This window comes from Arthrobacter sp. PAMC25284, from assembly GCF_019443425.1.
Taxonomy (GTDB): domain Bacteria; phylum Actinomycetota; class Actinomycetes; order Actinomycetales; family Micrococcaceae; genus Arthrobacter; species Arthrobacter oryzae_A.
On sequence record NZ_CP080382.1, the window covers coordinates 2,020,160 to 2,038,517 of the forward strand.

Annotated in this window: 19 protein-coding genes and 1 pseudogene; 6 read left to right on the top strand and 14 right to left on the bottom strand. The window is 61.8% G+C overall.

Annotated features, from left to right (window positions below; translation table 11 throughout):
* Window position 1: 1 nt before the first annotated feature.
* From KY499_RS18200 to KY499_RS09345, 4 genes are all read right to left on the bottom strand, one after another.
* On the bottom strand, window positions 2-1,231 hold the full coding sequence (locus tag KY499_RS18200) for a BrxA family protein (RefSeq protein ID WP_258190684.1): 1,230 nt from the start codon (window positions 1,229-1,231) through the stop codon (window positions 2-4).
* A 74-nt stretch (window positions 1,232-1,305) separates the two neighbouring features.
* On the bottom strand, window positions 1,306-1,506 hold the full coding sequence (locus KY499_RS09335; RefSeq protein WP_219885261.1) for a helix-turn-helix domain-containing protein: 201 nt from the start codon (window positions 1,504-1,506) through the stop codon (window positions 1,306-1,308).
* A gap of 270 nt (window positions 1,507-1,776) precedes the next feature.
* On the bottom strand, window positions 1,777-3,978 hold the full coding sequence (locus tag KY499_RS09340; protein ID WP_219885262.1) for a hypothetical protein: 2,202 nt from the start codon (window positions 3,976-3,978) through the stop codon (window positions 1,777-1,779).
* A gap of 1,039 nt (window positions 3,979-5,017) precedes the next feature.
* A complete protein-coding gene (locus KY499_RS09345) occupies window positions 5,018-5,365 on the bottom strand; it encodes a hypothetical protein (protein WP_219885263.1) in 348 nt (115 codons plus the stop codon).
* 130 nt (window positions 5,366-5,495) lie between these two features.
* On the opposite strand from KY499_RS09345, the gene KY499_RS18765 reads away from it, so the two are divergent.
* From KY499_RS18765 to KY499_RS09370, 5 genes are all read left to right on the top strand, one after another.
* Window positions 5,496-5,738, top strand: coding sequence for a helix-turn-helix domain-containing protein (locus tag KY499_RS18765; RefSeq protein WP_375141143.1), 243 nt, complete (start codon window positions 5,496-5,498; stop codon window positions 5,736-5,738).
* On the top strand, window positions 5,735-6,124 hold the full coding sequence (locus KY499_RS09355; RefSeq protein ID WP_219885265.1) for a hypothetical protein: 390 nt from the start codon (window positions 5,735-5,737) through the stop codon (window positions 6,122-6,124). Before KY499_RS18765 ends, KY499_RS09355 begins: the two co-directional genes overlap by 4 nt.
* A 514-nt stretch (window positions 6,125-6,638) precedes the next feature.
* Complete coding sequence (locus KY499_RS09360; protein ID WP_219885266.1) at window positions 6,639-7,133, top strand: HNH endonuclease; 495 nt, start codon at window positions 6,639-6,641, stop codon at window positions 7,131-7,133.
* Window positions 7,134-7,455: 322 nt separating this feature from the next.
* Window positions 7,456-9,327, top strand: coding sequence for a hypothetical protein (locus KY499_RS09365; protein WP_219885267.1), 1,872 nt, complete (start codon window positions 7,456-7,458; stop codon window positions 9,325-9,327).
* 505 nt (window positions 9,328-9,832) lie between these two features.
* Window positions 9,833-10,489 (top strand): helicase associated domain-containing protein, encoded by a 657-nt coding sequence (locus KY499_RS09370; RefSeq protein WP_219885268.1) that lies wholly within the window; start codon window positions 9,833-9,835, stop codon window positions 10,487-10,489.
* A gap of 1,308 nt (window positions 10,490-11,797) precedes the next feature.
* On the opposite strand, the gene KY499_RS09375 is transcribed toward KY499_RS09370, so the two are convergent.
* Both KY499_RS09375 and KY499_RS09380 read right to left on the bottom strand, forming a co-directional pair.
* On the bottom strand, window positions 11,798-12,049 hold the full coding sequence (locus KY499_RS09375; RefSeq protein WP_219885269.1) for a hypothetical protein: 252 nt from the start codon (window positions 12,047-12,049) through the stop codon (window positions 11,798-11,800).
* A gap of 162 nt (window positions 12,050-12,211) precedes the next feature.
* Window positions 12,212-12,574 carry a DUF4190 domain-containing protein gene (locus tag KY499_RS09380; protein WP_219885270.1) on the bottom strand — a complete coding sequence of 121 codons (363 nt, stop codon included), beginning with the start codon at window positions 12,572-12,574 and terminating at the stop codon, window positions 12,212-12,214.
* A 476-nt stretch (window positions 12,575-13,050) separates the two neighbouring features.
* Between KY499_RS09380 and KY499_RS09385 the strand changes: the two genes are divergently transcribed.
* A complete protein-coding gene (locus tag KY499_RS09385) occupies window positions 13,051-13,494 on the top strand; it encodes an SHOCT domain-containing protein (protein ID WP_219885271.1) in 444 nt (147 codons plus the stop codon).
* 60 nt (window positions 13,495-13,554) lie between these two features.
* Here KY499_RS09385 and KY499_RS09390 read toward each other — a convergent pair whose 3' ends face one another.
* The 8 genes and pseudogenes from KY499_RS09390 to KY499_RS09420 form a co-directional block, all read right to left on the bottom strand.
* Window positions 13,555-14,130: a hypothetical protein gene (locus KY499_RS09390; protein WP_219885272.1), complete on the bottom strand. Its 576-nt coding sequence runs from the start codon at window positions 14,128-14,130 to the stop codon at window positions 13,555-13,557.
* A 69-nt stretch (window positions 14,131-14,199) separates the two neighbouring features.
* Complete coding sequence (locus KY499_RS09395) at window positions 14,200-14,496, bottom strand: hypothetical protein (protein WP_219885273.1); 297 nt, start codon at window positions 14,494-14,496, stop codon at window positions 14,200-14,202.
* Between the two features lie 75 nt (window positions 14,497-14,571).
* Window positions 14,572-15,072, bottom strand: a complete 501-nt coding sequence (locus KY499_RS09400; protein WP_219885274.1) for a hypothetical protein — start codon at window positions 15,070-15,072, stop codon at window positions 14,572-14,574.
* On the bottom strand, window positions 15,065-15,610 hold the full coding sequence (locus KY499_RS09405; RefSeq protein WP_219885275.1) for a site-specific integrase: 546 nt from the start codon (window positions 15,608-15,610) through the stop codon (window positions 15,065-15,067). Before KY499_RS09405 ends, KY499_RS09400 begins: the two co-directional genes overlap by 8 nt.
* Window positions 15,611-15,796: 186 nt before the next feature.
* A pseudogene (locus KY499_RS18770) lies at window positions 15,797-16,324 on the bottom strand (hypothetical protein); the annotation flags it as partial.
* Window positions 16,324-16,524 (bottom strand): AlpA family transcriptional regulator, encoded by a 201-nt coding sequence (locus KY499_RS09410; protein ID WP_219887065.1) that lies wholly within the window; start codon window positions 16,522-16,524, stop codon window positions 16,324-16,326. The gene KY499_RS09410 and the pseudogene KY499_RS18770, both read right to left, overlap by 1 nt.
* Window positions 16,525-17,507: 983 nt before the next feature.
* Window positions 17,508-17,966: a hypothetical protein gene (locus KY499_RS09415; RefSeq protein ID WP_219885276.1), complete on the bottom strand. Its 459-nt coding sequence runs from the start codon at window positions 17,964-17,966 to the stop codon at window positions 17,508-17,510.
* Window positions 17,967-17,989: 23 nt separating this feature from the next.
* A complete protein-coding gene (locus KY499_RS09420) occupies window positions 17,990-18,316 on the bottom strand; it encodes a hypothetical protein (RefSeq protein WP_219885277.1) in 327 nt (108 codons plus the stop codon).
* Window positions 18,317-18,358: the final 42 nt, after the last annotated feature.

The following is an 18,358-nucleotide window of genomic DNA, read 5'->3' on the forward strand; positions in this document are numbered from 1 at the left end:
GTTACGCTTCCTGTTCCAGAATGTCCTTGGCCCGGTAGTAGCTGTCGCGGGCGTTGAGGTTCAGCGCGCTCAGCTGGTGACCACCGGCCTGAGTGAATTCGTACGTCCCCGGGAACCATGCCAGCATGGGACGACCCGTCACGATGCTCTGCAGGTTCTCCAACATCGTGTGAGTGCGGATGAAGGGGAACACCTCGCCGATGCCTGCGAGGAAGACCATGTCGCTCGGCTCTGCGTCGAGCCGGGTGCGGATCGCGGGTGCGAGGTGATCGTGAGGGTCGAGCATGCCCTGCAACGTTTCGCGGAACTCGGCCTTGTCCATGTCCGGCTCCAATGCCAAGACGCGATCCCACACCCCGCGTTCCGTGAGCAGCTGGACGGCAAGGTCATAGAGGTTGATCTCCACGACGCTCAATCCGTCGTCGCTACGGAGTTTCGTGATGACACGGTCGCGGAAGTCGTCAACTTCACGCCCCCACGCGGGCGGGTAATGGTAGATGAAGAACGGTACCTCTTTGGAGAGGCCCTCCATCTTCAAAAACCGCGCACTGCGCAGCACCTCGTAGACATGCTTTTCATCGCTCGTGAGGCTTCGATTGGTGGTGCTCATCGCATCGGCTCCAGGGGCAGAGAGGTGGGGAAGAATCGGATGTCGCTCGGACCGCGTGCAGCAAGGGCTTTGTGGACTCGTTCTGAGAGCATGGCCGGAATGATGACGCCTTGTTCGCTGCGGAGGGCCCGCCTCATGCAGCATCCGGAAGACGCTCTGCCGGAGCTTGGCGCGCGTTGAGGGCTTCAGTTCGTCAAGCTCGGGGTGCCACAAGCTCTTGCCGGTAATAAACCGCTCAAAGTCCTCGGTGCTGAGCGTCGGCTTCATCAGGAGGAACCGTTCGCGAATGACCTCTTCCGCAAAGTCACCAATCAGCTCGTAGCGGCGGCATGCAGCGGCCCACATCAAGTGACAGCGCTCGGTGAGACTCGACTCTGCCAGGAGTTCAAGTTCCGAGTCATTGAAAACGCCCAGCCGTTGGATCGTCTCCCGCGTCACGCGAACACTCGACGAAGTCGTACGCGCCTGCAAGAGGTTCTGCTCAGTAACCGCTTGCCGCACCGCAACCCAGTCGCGCGAGCGTGGGTACTCAGCGACGATCACGTCTGCCTCGCGCACCAGGAGCCCCCCGCTGGTGAACGACAGCGCATAGCGATCGTGTGGGTGGATGCTTGTGGTCAAAGGGGTCTCCTTTCGGGAATGGGGCGGTGGGTCAGGCGACGTTGACATCGAGGCAGTTCGAAGGGGACACCCAATCAGCCGGGACCGAGTTCCGGTCCTGACGCATCGGCGCCGCCACCGCGGACCCAGTCGTCCACTTCGCTGGTCTGGAACTTCCAGAGGCGCCCGACCTTGTGGGCTGGCATCCCCTTCTCGGAGATCCACGCATAGATGGTGTCTTTCGCCACGCCGAGGTGGGTGGCGATGTCGTCGGCGGACAGCCATGACTCAGCCATATTGCACCTCCAGGAGGCAGTTAGCGGGGGCACACCGGAATTCCTTACCCTACCGGACGAAGGCGATCCGAACCGTGTTATTCAGTGTTTAGCCGGATCGGTCAGGATGTAAGCCCAACCCTTCCTTGAGCCGGCCCGGCAAGCGAAGAACTGCAGGGCGGCTCTCCCGGCGCCAAATGCGACACAAGCGGTTCAGGACCCCACGGCCCTGAACCGCTCGTTTGTGCCGCCCGGTATGGATCCGCGCTGACCGTTGAGGAGGCTGCCCTCTCAGGCGGCGGCTTTCCTGTTGAGATCCGAGCATTCCGGGCACAGCTGGACGTCAGTGAACGAGGCGAACATGTGCTCGTCACAGGAGTCGGACGCGATGTCCGTGACCGCGGGCACCTCTGCCAGTTTGACCCGGCCAGTCCGTGCGGGTTCTTCCTGCCAGAAGTCCTCCTGCCAGAAGTCCTCCGGGGAGAAATCTTCCGGGGAGCAGTCCTGCGGTGCCGGGTCGGACCACTCGTCCGGAAAATAACCGGAAATCTCAGTAGTCTCGGAAGGAAAGTAAATATCGCTGTCCGACACGTCGTATTCGTACGCAGTCCCCTGTCCCCCTTCTGACATCTCCGGGTATTTTTCCACGGGAATAGCGTCAGCTTTGACGACATCGGGGTCGATGCCCTCGGCCAGCGTGTACTGCCAGCGGCCGCCATCCGCCCCGTCATAGCGGGATCCCTGGCTCTTTCGCAGCAGACCCTGGAGCGCCAGTTCCTGAAGCATCCGATCGATGGTTGAGCGCGGAATCTGGGTGGCCTCCACTACGTCCACGGTGCTGCTGAACCGCTTGGCTTGAACCGCTTCCAGAACTTGGCGGCGCACCGGGGGGATGCTGTCGTGCGCGACTCGGAGACCGAGCAACAATGCGTTCCGCCGATCCATCCCGATAGCGATCCCGCCGAGGACCACCTGCTGCAACATCTTCACGAAACGCGTGGGCGATTCAGGATCGTTGGCCTCGATCGGGTCGCCCTTGAAGTCCCGCTCGGCGGGAGTTCTGGCCTGGGTGACGTAGTTCGCGGCTTCGAAGAGAACGCCGAGTTCATCGTCATTCAGCGGGCCCGGGGATTTGTTCATACCTGCGATGACCCCCGCGACGGCCTGTCCAAGCTCTTCTCGCATTTGCTTCTCGTGCCCCGTATTCTTCAGCGCCTGGAGGCCTTTGAGCTTGCGGTGGACACGGGAATCCATCCGGATCAGCGCGAAGCGGTCTCCCATGGAGGCGATGACAGCGTGATGTCGGTCATAGGTGGTCGTAGTAGCACCGACAAGAGTGACCCGCCCTGCCCAGTTGAGGTTCTTGCCGCCGTCCGTGCCAACGAGCCGGGTCCACGACCCGTCGTAGATCTCCCTCAGCGCTGCCAGCACGGCACCTCTGGGGTCGCTGCTCATGGACAAGATGGTGGTGAAGTCTTTCAGGATCAGTATTCCTTGGGCGCCGATCTGACGGAGCAAGCCACCAGACGCATCTTTGGTTTTTTCGGAATTGCTGGTGCCGGACAGCAGGGCCCCGGGCGAGGCGATCTCGGAGACCGTGAAGGAGTTGGGCGTGGCGGCCAGAGACTGGATCGCCTCGGTCTTGCCGCTAGCCGATCCGGCGACAACCAGGATCCAGACCGGTTCACCGTCCAGGTCGTGAGCGGCCCTGGCGGCCAGGGCGACATGCACGACGGACAGGTCGAATTCATCACTCATCCACCTGCGGTAGGTTTTGTCGCACTCAGCGAGAGTCACGACGGGCTGGGCCGGCGGTGTCCATTCGGGGTCTGCGCGCCGGCAGAACTCGTCGGTGACATCAATGAGGTCATCCCATCCGAGTCGTGCGTCGAAGTGGTCCGTCAGGTCGGCGCCTTTGTGTTCGAGCGGGGTTCGGACAACCCGGAAAGGAACACGAGCCTCTTTGGCGAGGGCCATCCAGTTCAGTGCGTGCCCGTAGCCCGGATCGTCCATGTCCGGGACGATGGTGAGAAGGTTCAGGCCGCTGATCTGCTTGGCGTACTCTTCGGGCAGGCGCTGTCCCGCCCCCGCGTGACCGCAGATCATCGTCCGCCCGTTTTTCTTCGCCGTATCGCTGTCCTTTTCGCCCTCGCCGGCGTATGCCCCTTCTCCGGCAGCAATGCACCGTTTGAGGTCCGTCAGGTTGTACACAGGAACCGTTCCCCTGGATGTCAGCGCCTTGAGTGCGGCCTGGTCTTTGGCGCTGTAGTAAAAGGACTTGTGCCCGGGTTTGGGCGAGTCCGGGAAATGATTCCTTACCTTGGTGAAGCCGACAGACCCGTCCTCCAGGAAGAAGGTGTAGCGGGCCTGTTCCACCGGCCTGCCGTGGTCGATCTTCGGCTTCTTTCCGGCGGTGCTTTTTCCATTCAGGGAAGACTGCTTGTCAGCGGCTTGCCTTCTCGTGGCAGCAGCGGGAGCGTCTTCATCGTTCAAAGCGGCCTCCAGGGCCTCCTTGATGTCCTCCCATCTGCATCCCGCAAAGCACTTGACAACAACTCTGGTGCTGGAGTTGTCCGAGGGCACGATGTGGCAGCTAGGAGTGGCGTCGTCGTGCGCGGGGCACTGGCAGAGGATTCCGTCGCCGTATGCCTTATAGGAAAGTCCGAGGGCGTCCAGGGGCCTCCTCGGCGATCTCGATGTTTGATACGTATCTGCGCTTCAAGCTGATACTTTCCTTTCGGGATGGGGGCTCGATCCTCGGTGAGGAACGCGCCCCGTGCTATTGGGCTTGCGACGTGACGTTGCAATTGAATGACCGGAGAAGCAGGCGACGGCATGTTGTCGGCGGCCCCCGGTAACCTCTCCTATGCAGTGAGATCGCCGACGGGCAATCGAGCGGCAACGGCACACCGCTACCTGCCCTCCAGAAGCCCCTATGCCGGCTGAAAGCCGACGGGCGCCAACGGTGCAACATCACAGCACCGCCTGCCCTCCAGAAGCCCCTATGCCGGCTGAAAGCCGACGGGCGCCAACGGTGCAACATCACAGCACCGCCTGCCCTCCAGAAGCCCCTATGCCGGCTGAAAGCCGACGGGCGCCAACGGTGCAACATCACAGCACCGCCTGCCCTCCAGAAGCCCCTATGCCGGCTGAAAGCCGACGGGCGCCAACGGTGCAACATCACAGCACCGCCTGCCCTCCAGAAGCCCCTATGCCGGCTGAAAGCCGACGGGCGCCAACGGTGCAACATCACAGCACCGCCTGCCCTCCAGAAGCCCCTATGCCGGCTGAAAGCCGACGGGCGCCAACGGTGCAACATCACAGCACCGCCTGCCCTCCAGAAGCCCCTATGCCGGCTGAAAGCCGACGGGCGCCAACGGTGCAACATCAAGGTGCGTGGTGGAGTCATGCCCTGTGAACAGTTGCGTTACAGCTGCAAAGTTAGCCGTTCTCCACGGTCTATTTGGCGAGCAATGAACGTCGACGGTCGCGGGCGTCCGGCCCCGCGTGACGGAGGGAAGAGGTGTCGGATCTAGGCGTCGGATTGAGTCCTTCGCGACGCCCTGGCCCGGGCAAACCTGCGCTCAATGCCCTGCCTCGTGGTACCAAGGAGGCTGGCGAGCTGCACACGCCCCGAGGTGAGGCCGCCCTCATGGACGGCGTCCTCGGCGTCCAGCACCAATTCCTCCGTAAGGCTCCGGAGAGCCCGGGTTTCGATGACATCCGCGATCGCCGCAGCCGCGAGCAGCTTTGAGACGCCCAATTCTTGGCCTACGTCCTCGGCTACCGATCGGATTGCCGCAAGCAGCGGTCCCTCGACGATGCCGCGGGCCGCGTCCAACAATCGCGGGTCCGGTTCGGATTTTCGAAGAGTTGCCATGAGGGAATCCTAGCCGGAGCAACATCATGTTGACACGCAACATCATGTTGCTTAGACTGTGTTTATGCAAAATGTCACCTCAATCAGCCACCCGCTGGCACCGCTTATTGAAAGCTTGCACGAGGCCACGATGACGACCGCGGAGGCTGCAGACTTTCTGGGCAAACCGGAATCGACCGTGCGCTCCTATCGATGGCGTGGCAGCGGACACGGAAGACTCAGGTCTATCCGTTTGGACCGAGCCGTCCGGATTTACCGTTCTGACGTGGAGCAGTACAAGCAAGATTTGGACGGGCAGACAGCCCGGCGAAACACCAGCACCGCATCCCCTACGATGATCATTCCGACACCAAACGAAAGGACACACGCATGAGCCGCTGGTCCCCGTATGTCACCATCAGCGAAGTTCCAGACGCATCCCGCGAAAGAATCCTTGAGGCTGCGGAGTTTCCGTTGACGATCATGGGGCTGGCGGAGCGCTTTGCCGTCCACTACGGCGACCGTGTCGCCTTCGTCGATGGCGACTGGCGGCTGGCCCTCCACGGAGAGTGGTATCCAAACGCGCGTTCTACTTGTGCCTTGCACGTGTTGGCAGTCGTTCGTTCACTGTCGGTGTCAGAAATCGAGAGCAGAAAGCGTGCCGAAAGCGAATACGTTGATGCGGCCCCAGCGGTTCGAGAACAACCCCGATGTCGTCGAGCAAGTCCTCAATATTGCCCAGTACTTGGTTTGCCAGGAAGAATTCACATCCATAGCTGACGAGTGATGGTGATCGTCTGAGTCAGCGATCACGCCAGAGGCTGGGCGACCCTGGCGTTAGGTTCGGCACACCGCAAAAGGACTTCTCGGCGATCGTGTTCTGGCGCGCCTCCGCGGCTTCAGTGGTTCGCGGTCAGGCAGATGTCGGGTGTCGTACCGGGCGGCTAGCCTGCTCCCATGATTGACAACGTGTCCGAAACGCATCAGGGTGCCTTCCGAATTCGGACGGCAACCGGGCCCTGTAACACGGGGATTTGCTGGCGAGGCGGCTCATACGTTTTGCGGCGGCGGTCGAACCGTGCGCGGACCATTTGGAGGCTGGCTCGGGCGTCCTGCGGAATGACGGGTAATCCCTCAAGGTGTAGGAGATTATCCGGCTCGCCGTGGGGCTTCCCGCGATATTCCGGATGCAGGTCAGGATCGACGATCCGACGGTGATGACATATCGATCGACGAGCAGAGTTATTGAAATTAGTGCCTTGGCTGACCATGACATGGAAGGACCATTTACTCGATGACAACCGCGGAAGAGTTTTACCTCCACTACATCCGGACCGGAACTCCGGGCTGGTATGACCGCCTGGGGATATTGCGGCAGGCCATTATCAAATGCGATGGACCCGCAGTTCTGGACATCCTCCGGTCCCGCTGTGTGATCGATCAGGAAGATCCTGGCGGATGCTGGATGTGGGTTGGCGCCAAGCGGTCGGGATACGGCTTCATCGGCCGCGGTCCTACGAACCGTCTGGCCCACAGGGTCTCGTGGGAAGCGGCACGTTCATTCACACAAGAGCTCGGCGCACTAAGCGTGCACCACAAATGCGGGCGGAGGCTCTGCGTCAACCCGCAGCACCTGGCGGCCGTCACCCACCTTGAGAACAATGCCGAAATGATGCGCCGACAGTTCTACGAAGGCAGGATCGCGGCGCTGGAAGATGCCCTGAGAATGTTTGATCCCAACCATGAACTTTTGACAAGGTTGCCTAAGCCGCTCGAACCGGAGGAATGAATTCAGCCTCCTGTATTCAGCCCCGTAAAAGCCCGCCAGGCAATCTGGCAGGCTTGCGCGGCAGCACACGCTGAGTGACATGTCCGGGCCGCTCAGAACCTTGCTGAGCCTAGGGGAAGCGGGTCTGGCAGTTCGAATCCTAGTCTTGGCCACCGTTCCACATGCCGCTGGTTGCACTGCATTCTCCAGCCGGATCCAGACCGCCCGCCGGCTAAAGATTCCGCTTCTGACATGGAGGCGGCGACTGGCCAGGAAGATGACGTAGGCCGGAAATATTGGGGAATGGCTTCCCGGATGCCTGCCGGGGACTGAGACTGTCCTCATGAAGAGGCCGTTGGGGGTAGCCCTGTCAGTTGTTGCGCTCATGTGCTCACTGGCCGTAGTCCTGGTCATGACCGGAGTGTGGTCGCCTCCCTGGGCCGCCAGTGCCGTGCCGGATGCCAGCGGATCCATGCCCGTATCCCAGGGAAAGGACGTCGTGTTTCCTGGCACCGACGGCGCGCCGGAGGTTTTCATTCCGGGGTCGTCCCTTGGCGGGAGCGGTCTGCTTAGCGTGCGACCGGTCGATCTTCCCGAAGACCTGCACGGGTGGGCTATCGAGCTCACCGGCGCCACCCTGACCGGGCCGGCAACACTGATCTTCCGGAATGCTGTCACCGAGGGTACGCCAGCGCCATTGGTCGGTTTCACCGAAAACCCGGATGATGAGCCGCAATATGTTCTGGACACGGAAGTCTCGGGGCGGGACCTGGTCGTGCGCACCACGCATTTTTCGAACTGGTTCACCCTCGGCTGGGACTGGCTCCTCAACTCATCCCGAGGCGCGATGGACCGGATCTATAAGGCCGCCGGTCACGGGGAGCAGCCGAAGTGTGACCGGGAAACAGAAGCCCGGGCCGGCGACGTGGTGGTTAACAGCGACAGCGGCGGCCGCGTTCAATGGTGCCTCGGTAAAAGCCCTGACGGTTCAAGCGTCCTGAAAGTCAACAATGGCCGCGGTTACGCCGTCGCGGCCGAACGCTCCCCCGGACTCAGTATCGCCACACGTGACACCGATTTCAGCCAGTTGCTCCCCCGTCTCACGAAATACATCACCGCCCCGTCGCAGAAGTCCAACACGATCGACATCATCGGTCCCGGGGAGACCATCGAATACAGGGTAGACCCGGCCGGGACAGTGGGCACCGTCGGAGTCAACCTACAGCCGAACTCAGCCGCGTACCTGGCCACCGCCCTTCTGTTCGGCGCCGATACGGTCGCCATGGTGTACAAGAAAGTCCTAGGAGAAGTGGCCTTGGGAGCCATCAACACGGCAATGGACGCGGCCAACTGCGCCGCCGGATTCCAGTCCATGGCCACCGCTCAGGTGAAGGAACAGAGCCAGGCGGCCAAATACCTCAACGACGCCATGGCCACAGTCATGTCATGCACGGGGGAGGTGTTCATGAAACTCGCCAAGGGAAGCCTGGACGACGTCTTCGCTGTCACCGTCGCGCAGACGTTCTCCTGGCTGTGGGGCGGAATCCAGACGTTCGCCAGCGGCCTGGGCGCGACTGTGGATGCCGTCTTGAACTTCAACGGCTACACCGTGACCATCTGGTACCGCGGGATGTTCACTCAACCAGCACCGGCGCCGGCTGTCGAACCTCTCACCACGCATTCGGGCACGATGGCCGGTGCGGCTTTCAGCTTTCAGCACCCGGCCGACTGGAAGGTCGTCCCGGACCAATGGGGCCGAGTTACAGTTACCAAAGCCGGGAAAAAGATGGCTCTCCTTGAGATTTACGACGTGTGGGATAAGGTCGGACCGATGGTGCCCCGGCCCGCGACGACCCTGGCCCCGACCCAGGGGGTGTCGCCGCTGTCCAAGACCGGACCTTTCGTTGTCCGCAACGTGGTGATGGACCTAAGCCCGTATCCGGAGGATCTGGAAGGTATCGGGTGGAACAAACCCGTAGCACTGTCGATGTCGCTGACCGATCCCGCTCCGCCGGCGCCAACGCTCGTGCCATACATGCTCCAAGGCATGGCCTTCGTAGAGGTCGAGAAGCCCGAGTACGACTGGGACGACATGGACCGTCTGGTGCTTTTCAGTTCGGAGCTGTACTTCGACACAGTGGAGAAGGTACGGGAGTATGAGAAGACCAAGGAGTACCGGCAGATCCAGTCGATGATCGCCTCCTACAAGGGGTAAATCACCGGGAAAAGCAGTCCGCAGCGGTGGCACTCCCCCGGAGCCACCCCACGATTCGCTCATTGCGTCATGAGCAACTGCCGCACCCGGAAAATCTTGGCCCGGCACTGCTAGTTTGCCTCCGGAGTCGACAATCCATGTCCAATCCTGTGTTCACCATCTTCCGATAGCACCACACAGCCCCTAACGTATTGTCAGGATGCACTGATCTCTGAACCGGCAGCGAGGCCACCCTTCGGTCCGGTGGCAACCTTATAGTCGAATCTGGCGCGGCCGGTTCCACCCGTCCTATTTCCACTGCACCTCAACTTTCATTTCCTTGGGTTGTCCAGAATCCACGTTGGGCCCGGCTGTGGTCGACCACCCCAATGCGAACATAGCGATCTGTGGCTCCGGCAGTACCTGCACAAGGGCCCTAAGAAAACGTGGCATGCTGGCTGATTGGACAACAGAGCCGTATCCACAGCACACGGGAACGTCAGCGCATGGCAGGATGGGGTCCATTATGGACAGGCGACTACGCCGCGCACCGGACGCGGAATGGGTGCTGATGTATCGGCGTGGACTGACCAGGGCCCGCATCGCTTCCTTGGTACGCGTCCCGGCGGCCGCCGTCGGATACCATCTTGCCATCGCCCGTCGTCTGGATCCTGGACTCGAAGTCGAGCACCAGACCGCCGCCGGTATCGCGCCGGCACCGCGCCCCTCCCCCATGGATCTCGCCCGCATGGACGAGGTCATTGTCTGGGTTTCCGCCCGGGGACAGTGGCCGAAAAGCAAAGCCCCCGCGCGAGATGAACGCGCTCTGGCTCAGTGGCTGTTCCGCCGGAGGCGCGAGGCCGCTGCAGGCATCCTGCACTCGATCTACTGCGACGGGCTTGCCCAGATTCCCGGGTGGGCCGACAATCGACGGGCGGCTGCGGACGAAGCGCGCTGGCTACATCGTCTCACTCAGCTTGCAGCCTTTCGCGACGACGGCCATGACTGGCCACGCCACGACGACTTCGACTCGGAACAAGAACACATTCTCGGGGTGTGGATCCACACCCAGCGGTACACGCACCGCCGCGGCGAACTCGACCCCGTGAAACTCAAGCTCCTGGACGATACCGCACCCGGGTGGCAGACCGGGAGAAAACGGGGACGCCCGCGCCGACTGTGACCGAAAGGGCCGTTCTCACTCAGGACGAGCCGAGCCTGTCCTTTCTGGCAGCACCAATCGGGAGATGCTCTTCGGGCCGGGTGAGGCTTCATAGGCGACGTCCACCACGGCCGGCCCGGTGCCGACCCGCACAAGATCTCGGTCCTGATCGACGCGGAGCATCTGGACCGCAACCGGAACCGGTAAATCCGCCCCGAGCCGGGCCCTATCGATCGCAGGCTGGCGCTGGTGAAGGTCGGCCAACACGTCGTGGCGCCGGGCTCAAGGATCCGCTCCGACGGACCGCGGCAGCTGGGCGCTTCGCGGACCTGGGTTACCAGCGCACGAGTACTTCACCCAGCATGGTTCTGAAATCCCGGCGATCCCCCTGGCGGCGTCTCAGCTCAAGCGCCGGATCGAGGGCACCATGCGCCAGGCATCTCCTGGAACCAGCGCGCCTGCTACCTCGACGAGTTCACTTTCCGCTTCAACCGCCGCGCTTCCGTCAGCCGCGACCTGCTCGGCTCCTCCGGCCGGCCGCAAAGACCGACCCCGAGCCGCTGAAGAACCTCGTCATCCCACACAGTGGGTGGGATGACCCAAACGCTGGGAGCTTGCCGCCCCGTGGTCCGCAGGCGGAGTCTGGCTTGGTGGGGGGATTCGTTCCTTGATGATCCCCGAGACAAGCGAAAGCGCCTGCTCCGTCACTGTGGGCTATTCCCCCGGAGCTGAATAACCTGGCGCGGTGATGGTTCAGGGGGAGCGCACGCTGATTCTCCAGCACGAGTTCAAGGTGCTTGAACGGTCCGTCAGGCAAGTTGATCATCGACCGCATACCGTCGGCCCTATCGACTCGCACGATATGAGACGGCCCCATGGCACTGAACGTCGCGCCGGCCGCCGCTGAAGCCGCTTTTCCGAGCTGCCCGGGAAGGACAGCTCCGGCTACTGCTCTACTTACGGCGCCCACCGGGTTGCCCTGCCCGTGGGTGATAACTTCGTCCCATTCGGAAACGCTTTCAGGGGTCAATTTTCGGAACTTGAGCCCGGTCTGCACAACGAGCGTGCTACCCACTGGGGTCGACACATTCGCACCCTGTAATCTCCGCCGACGACACGCCCTAACCGACCATGGCCACAGTCTAACCGGAGATAGATCATGACAGAGTCCGGCAGTGCGTCAGTAACAGCGTCGGTTACTCCGGCACCCTGGTGGTACCAAAGTCCGTTACTGACAGAGCCCGGCAGTCCGGCAGTGAGTGTCTTTCACCTCGTTGCCCATCGCGCCCTGCCCTTGCCGTAGTAGACAGTCTCGAGGGACAGGGTTACCTACTCGTCGGGGTATTCGACGCCGAGGTGGGCCCGGAGCTGGCTGTCGAATTCCGGGGAAGGGGACATGGCCCGGACGGTGCTCTCGCTGCCGTCCTCATGTTCAGTTTCGGAGACGACCTGCCCGTACGTCACACTCGAACCCGGAAGGATGACGGTCGGCGCGGCAGCAAGGTAAACACCCGGCTCGGCATAGGTGGTGGGGGCGAACTGGCCGCCGATGGGGATGCCCGCAGGCTGGTGCTTGGTCATACCCGGTGAGTGTGCGGCGAAGTCAGAATCGCACGAGGGACAGCGGAGAAGCCGGATTGCGGTGCTTCCCTCTACCAAGAAAGCCGCCGGCTCAAGATCAGGCCGGCGGCTTTCTGTCGCTATGCACGCCGCCTCCGAAAAGGTGAGGGCTTGCCAGATCGCCTAGCTGGCGAGGAAGAACCCTGCCCCCAGGACTAGGGCGAGCCACCCGTATCCGAGGATCAGTCCGGTCAAAGCCAGCCCGGACCCAGCCTGCCCTGTCTGTTTGATCTGGGCCCTTGCGATGTGACCGAAGATGATGCCCAGCAACCCAATCAGGAGCCCGAAGATCAGCGCAAGGATGGCAAAGGTGTTTGTTCCAGCCGGATGCTGCTGGTGGATCGGTTCGCCGCTCGGCGCGTAGCCGATTGACCCGGCATTCACCTTGGACCCCGCTGCGGACTGTGACCTCTTTACGGCCAGGACAATCGTAAAAGCTGCTACCAGCAACACGATGATAATGACGTGCCACGCCTCTAACCGCATATCAGAATCTCCCCCATTATTGGCCGCCGGCTCGTTCGCCAGCGATCCCAGGCCGACAGGCGCCCAAGGACTGGGCGTTGAGCCAAACCCTACCGTCCGGGGGCGTTGGGCACAGCAATGTTTCGGAGAGGATACTGTCCTGCAGGCTCCGGCATGTCGTGGTCGTTAAGGGGATTTGTCTTCGGGCAGCAGGAAGCCAGCTGTCTGTCATGCAAGGAATTCGCCTTGGCGCGCAGCGTGAGCATTCAGCTGCAGATACGCCCGGGGAGTGGCTACCCCACGCCTGAAGGCCCGAGAGCCAAACAACAGGACTCATCAGATGACCTGGTGGTGACGCGATAATCATCGAGGCACTCAAGGACAACGTGGCGGAACTTCTGAGCAACCGTAGATGCAGCGCTCGGTCGTCCTCGGCGACCGGGCGGGCGGCGGATATGATGCGGTTTGATCTGTTCGTTTATTCCAGGGGGAACCACATGTCCAAAACCGCCGCCGTCCCGTCCCGCTCCAAAGGCTGGATCTGGCTTGTCGTTCTCGGCGCCATTGCCTCGCTCATCGGGATCATCATGGGGTTCCAGAAGGCCGGCGGGCTGTGCGGCAGCGTCTTTCGCCCCGACTCAATGGCCGCCGAGCTTGCCGACACCCTGCGGGGTTCATTCGGGGGATACGGTGCGTCCTGCGACAAGAGCATCGCCTCGATGGCCGTCCCGACCTGGATTCTTATCGTCGTCGGCATTGCCCTGATCCTCACCGGCATCATCGTGCGCGCCATCGGCAGCAGCCGGCCGGCTGTCATGGCGGCCCCGGCGGTTTCGGCCGTGGAATCCGAGATGGACATACTGTCCCGAATCCACGCGAAAGGCCTGCTCAGCGACGAGGAATACGAGGCCAAACGCGCGGAGCTGGTCAACAGGCTCTAAGAGGCCCGGGACCTCGCATGAAAGGGCCCCGGACTTGCCCGGGGCCCTTTGCTGTTCCCTCTACAAGCGGCCGGCCGCCCCCAGCAGGGTGAGCTCGGGGTCAGCCCGCAGATCCCAGTAGCCGTCGTCAGCGCCCGAAAGCACCAGGCCGGCGGCCAGGTGGCCGCGGTGCCAGTCCTCGTTCGGGGTCCGTTTGAGCAGCTTGCGCCAGTGTTCCCGGTCCTCGTAGGAGGCCCGCTTCTTTCCTGAGACTTGCAGGGCATGGTCGGCGACGTAGACGGGGGTGCCGTTGTGCTTGAACCGGTCCAGTCCCGGCTCGTAGTGGCCCATCCGGCGCTCGTACAACGACGCGACCCCGGGCCGCAGCCCCATCGCGAACTCCATGCAGGCCGGGTCCCTGGTTTCCAGATGCCGGGCCAGGGCGAACTCGTGCCAGGCGTTGAAAGCATCCCGGCGGGCGGCGTTCACGACCCCGCGGGAAAGCGGGCCGTCCATGACGGTGCCGACTCCAGCATCGATCGAATCGTCCTGCCCGAACACCCATTCGGCCGGCCGCGGCTCCGGGCACCGGGCGTGCCGGCTCAGGAACCCGTCCTCAGCCAGGATCAGCCGCGATCTGGGCGCGGCGTCGTCCAAGCCGGCTCGGCGTGCAGGCCGGGAGCAAAAAGGCCCCCGGCAGGAATGCCCTTAGGCTGGCGGACCGACTCAGTCATCGGTGTCCTCCTCGTAGACACTGGACTGGTCTGTCTCCAGAATGGCGACGACCCGATTGAAGTGAATGAAATCCTGGCGGCCGTCTAGGTACAGGAAGTCCATGCTGGCGTCATGGCCGGAGAAGACGTTGCGGATCTTCCCGAACACAGGCGCAGGGTCGGAGTATTCGCCGCGGTCCAGATACACGGCGGCCACGCCCTGCAGCAACGGCCGCTCCCCGTCGACAGCGCGCATGAAGCGCAGCGCCATCGCCTCGGGGTTCCGGTCTTTCCTGTCCAGAGCCTGCATCAGGGCGCCCATGTACTCGCAGACAGCTTCCTGGCCGCCACACTTGACGGTGATCTCAGTGGAGGTCTCCCTGGTTCAGCCGGTCCCGTACTCGCTGTAATCCTGGATGATCTCCACGGTCGCATCGTCGGGGGCTTCGAACATGCGCCGCACGGCCGCTTCGAACTTCGCATCCCCGGTCACCTTCGTCGTGGTGTTTTCGGTCTTTGTGTCCCGGTCGTAGTCGCGGGTGAGCTGCTCGCGGGTCAGGTGGTGATGGGACGGCAGGACCAGGATGACACCGCGCGGTGCCGGCAGCGGCTTCGGCTTGGTGCGCGCAGCAGAACCAGTCCAACCCGCGATTGCGGACCAACCGTGGTGAATCGAACAAGCATTCCCATCCTCGGACGGAAACTCCAATTCCGCTGAGTTGCCCTGCTCGGGCTGCAACAGATCAATCCGTTCAACGTCGGCCTGCTCATCCGCTCCCGTTCCCTGGAACCGTTCCGGTCTAGCGTATTGAATACCTGGGCCGCTACTCGATGGATCGAAACCGGTCCCCTGACGCATTGCCGTATCCGGGCTTCTCTCAATCACGCTCGGCCGGAGCCATGTGGGTCAACCCTGATGAGTAGTCGGGTACGAGAGTTGCGCGCTCAATGTAATACTTCCGTGTGGTCTCAGGGGAGGAATGGCCCAACTGCAATGACGACGCCTTTTCAGTGAAGTGATCGGAGATCCCGGTGGCCACTGTCCGCCTGAACGCGTGGGGTGTGATCTTCTCGGTAATACCTGCAGCGCCGAGCGCCCTTCTAAGATCATCGCGAAAATTGGAGGGCCTCACAAACGTCCCGTTTCGCGTGGCAAAGACGGCGTTCGTAGATGTTTCCTGCTGGTTTGCATGGCGACGAAGAACCATCTCGCAGATCCAATCGTCGGTCAGCTGAAAAGTTCGCTTACCTCTTGCGCTCTTCGCGAACCCTTGCCGAAAAAAGGCCCCCGCCTTCTCTACGAGAGTTCCACTGACCGTGACCGTGATGGGTGTCGAGGTGACATCTACGTCCTCCCATCTAATCGCCAGAGCCTCTCCGATACGCATACCGGTAGCAGCGAGGAGGATTACGATGTCCGCCAACCTGCTGCTCGGCTTTGGCCCGCCCACTCCGGGTTCCAACTGACGCGGCCTCACCGCGTCGTGAACCGCCTTGACGGTGCACGTCGACATCGACTTCGGGGTTGCGCGCGGCTGAGGCACTCGGGAGACGGATCGAACCGGGTTGTCGGGCCTGTGGCCCTGACGAACCGCATAGTCCATAACTTGCTGGAGGACCTGCCTTGCCATGGCGGCAGTCCGGTATCCGGTCCCGGTCTCTTTGTCATACAGACTGAGAATCGCCCTTTCACAGGCCGGAGTAGTAAGGCCGGCCACCTGCAGGTCTCCCAGGACCGGCAGCACGTGGCGGCGCAAGTTTTTCGCGTAAGATTCCCAGGTCTGGACCCGCAATCCCTCTGTGGGAGTTGTCCCGGCCTGCGTCGCAGCGTCGTACTTGAGCGGCGCCGGCCGCCGGGATTCCAACCAGGTTTCAGCGAGTCCGCGAACGGTCAAGGCCGGGGCCTCGACAGGCTCCTGCTCCTTTTTGGACAGTTGGTCGGCTTCTTGTTCAAACCGTCTAATGGCCGTCTTGACTGAAAGTGTCGCGCCTCCCGCAGTCCGACCGGATCGTTTGATGTCGTGCCTGTGGGACTGGCCATCGTAGTACCGGCTTCGGGCCGTCCAGACACCTGTCGTCTCATCCCTCGTGCATGAGATCTTAAGCGGCTGCCATGGCGGAGTCTGTGAGCGCGCCATCAGACGGCAGGCCTTGTCTGGAGGGCCATCCAGCTTTCGATGTCTGCCATCTGGTACAGCACTCGGCCTCGGCCAATACGTGTGAACGCGGGCCCGTAGTCGAGACTCGCCCAGTTGGCGAGGGTAGCGGGGCTCAGGCGCATGTGCAGCGCGGCCTCTTTGCGGGTCATCCAGGTCGTGGGTTCGGAGTTCGGTGTCATCACAAACACTTCTTTGCCGGCACATCGCCCACGGGTGTCACTTCGGTGATGGCACACATTGGGGCACACTTTCAAAAGTGACCTGCGTGAATGCCCGGGGACCTTACCGAGAGAAAAAACCCCTAGAACATGAGGGTTTAGGGGGAACAGGGAACCCTTGGGAAGGCCCGGGAACCTCTCACTCGTAATGAGAAGGTCGCCAGTTCGATTCTGGCAGGAAGCTCTAGATTCAAGGTTTCTCCTAGCTCGGTGTCGAACCCGGCACGTTTACGGCACACTTTGACCGGCGTGAAGCCTCCACCGGCCCGTTGATCGGCCGTGGTGGAGTTCACCTAGCGGCGAGTCTACGAGAAGTCCTGGCCAGAGATGAAGAGCTCTCGACCTCCTATCAAGTGGTTGCGGAATTGAGCCACGGAGGCGCGCCAGCAAAAGCCCCGTCTTTACTAACCTCGGGGCTGGCAGATGTTCTTTTTTGTAAGAAGGACGCCTAAGTGTCACTTTGGTTTGGGGACCACCTCGGTACATCCGCTTGCGGGCCAAAACGACCGGCCGAGTAGAGCCTCGGTCTCCGGGCAATATACGGATTCCCTCAGGCATCGATCCCAGACCTGGCACCAGCACCGGCGCGCATATCATGGCGTTCGATTCTACAGTGGCGTTCCTATGGCTACCGGGGCCACCCGGAAGGCATGCTCGAGGACATCGAGGACGAAGAGAACCGTATCCGCCGGCTCAAAGCAGAAGCCAACGCCTAAGGATCGACCAGGAGCCGTTAACTGCCGGTCATGAGTTGAGGAGGCTCCGTTCACGGATGAAGACATTTAGGTCCGTGAGTTCAGCCGGGGTCTGCTCCGCGGTCAGGGTCTTCATCAGGGCTGTCACCGGGCGGTAGGCCTCGTTCGGGAACCAGGGGTGCGGCAGGCGGCCTCGATTAAGCGGCTAAAAGTCGGCCACTACCTTTGGCTTCGCAAATCGTGGCCGGCCTAATGGCTGTGTTCTGGGTCCGTGCCGGGCTCATGGCCCAACCCGCACTTGTCGTGGTTGTATTTCGCAACCACTTCGAACGCTTCTCGTTCTTCGCCTTCGAGATCCATGACCTGTGCTGAAGCAGCGGCAAATATGTACTCCACATCAGCGAAGGATTGCTGTTGGGCCCGCCAACGCTCTTTCAACAGTTTCAGCTCAGCGGCAATCTCATCTGGAGCGGCATCGCTGGTAGCAGCCGTTTCTGCTACCGCTGTGCCCAGAAGTTTCTCCAGTCTTGCCGGCGTCACTTTTTCGGGATCGAAATCAATAAGCTCGGCACTGATCCTGGAGTCGGCGCGCTCAGCCACTTCGCAATACGAGCGTACTGACGTGCCGTCAACATTCGAACCACACGCGGTGGTTGCCGCTATAGCAACCACCGCGAAACCTAGTAGAAGTGTGGAATTGTGCAACATCAGCTTCTCCTCAAAAGGAGGTGTCAGCAGTTGGCTTCGAACATAGTGGTGCCGTGCGTGACGTTGTTGAACCGGACGTGCTTGTGAGTGTGATTTGAGGCGCTCCACCAGTGCCAATGGTTGCTGTATTCGTAGCGGTAAAAGTTGTGGGAGTCGTAGTGGAAGGCAATGGTATGCCAGTCGCGGTGGTTGGCTCCGTCACAGCGAGCGTGTGCGCTTGCGGGCGCGGCAACGCCCACGAGGCCTGTGAGCGACAAGATCGCGACCAGCGCCGCAGTCATTAGACGCCCGCCTCGACGACGGGCGTTGGTGGGAGGATGTAGGGCCGTATTTTCCATGATTTTCTCCATTGGTCAGTTGAAACGATACGAGACCTACATCCGTTGAGATGT

Excerpts from the sequence above, each read along its gene's own strand:
- KY499_RS09335 (WP_219885261.1), bottom strand. The coding sequence starts at position 1,506 with ATGGCTGAGTCATGGCTGTCCGCCGACGACATCGCCACCCACCTCGGC.
- KY499_RS09345 (WP_219885263.1), bottom strand. The coding sequence starts at position 5,365 with ATGGCAACTCTTCGAAAATCCGAACCGGACCCGCGATTGTTGGACGCG.
- KY499_RS18765 (WP_375141143.1), top strand. The coding sequence starts at position 5,496 with ATGACGACCGCGGAGGCTGCAGACTTTCTGGGCAAACCGGAATCGACC.
- KY499_RS09355 (WP_219885265.1), top strand. The coding sequence starts at position 5,735 with ATGAGCCGCTGGTCCCCGTATGTCACCATCAGCGAAGTTCCAGACGCA.
- KY499_RS09360 (WP_219885266.1), top strand. The coding sequence starts at position 6,639 with ATGACAACCGCGGAAGAGTTTTACCTCCACTACATCCGGACCGGAACT.
- KY499_RS09365 (WP_219885267.1), top strand. The coding sequence starts at position 7,456 with ATGAAGAGGCCGTTGGGGGTAGCCCTGTCAGTTGTTGCGCTCATGTGC.
- KY499_RS09370 (WP_219885268.1), top strand. The coding sequence starts at position 9,833 with ATGGACAGGCGACTACGCCGCGCACCGGACGCGGAATGGGTGCTGATG.
- KY499_RS09375 (WP_219885269.1), bottom strand. The coding sequence starts at position 12,049 with ATGACCAAGCACCAGCCTGCGGGCATCCCCATCGGCGGCCAGTTCGCC.
- KY499_RS09380 (WP_219885270.1), bottom strand. The coding sequence starts at position 12,574 with ATGCGGTTAGAGGCGTGGCACGTCATTATCATCGTGTTGCTGGTAGCA.
- KY499_RS09385 (WP_219885271.1), top strand. The coding sequence starts at position 13,051 with ATGTCCAAAACCGCCGCCGTCCCGTCCCGCTCCAAAGGCTGGATCTGG.
- KY499_RS09395 (WP_219885273.1), bottom strand. The coding sequence starts at position 14,496 with ATGCAGGCTCTGGACAGGAAAGACCGGAACCCCGAGGCGATGGCGCTG.
- KY499_RS09410 (WP_219887065.1), bottom strand. The coding sequence starts at position 16,524 with ATGACACCGAACTCCGAACCCACGACCTGGATGACCCGCAAAGAGGCC.
- KY499_RS09415 (WP_219885276.1), bottom strand. The coding sequence starts at position 17,966 with ATGTTGCACAATTCCACACTTCTACTAGGTTTCGCGGTGGTTGCTATA.
- KY499_RS09420 (WP_219885277.1), bottom strand. The coding sequence starts at position 18,316 with ATGGAGAAAATCATGGAAAATACGGCCCTACATCCTCCCACCAACGCC.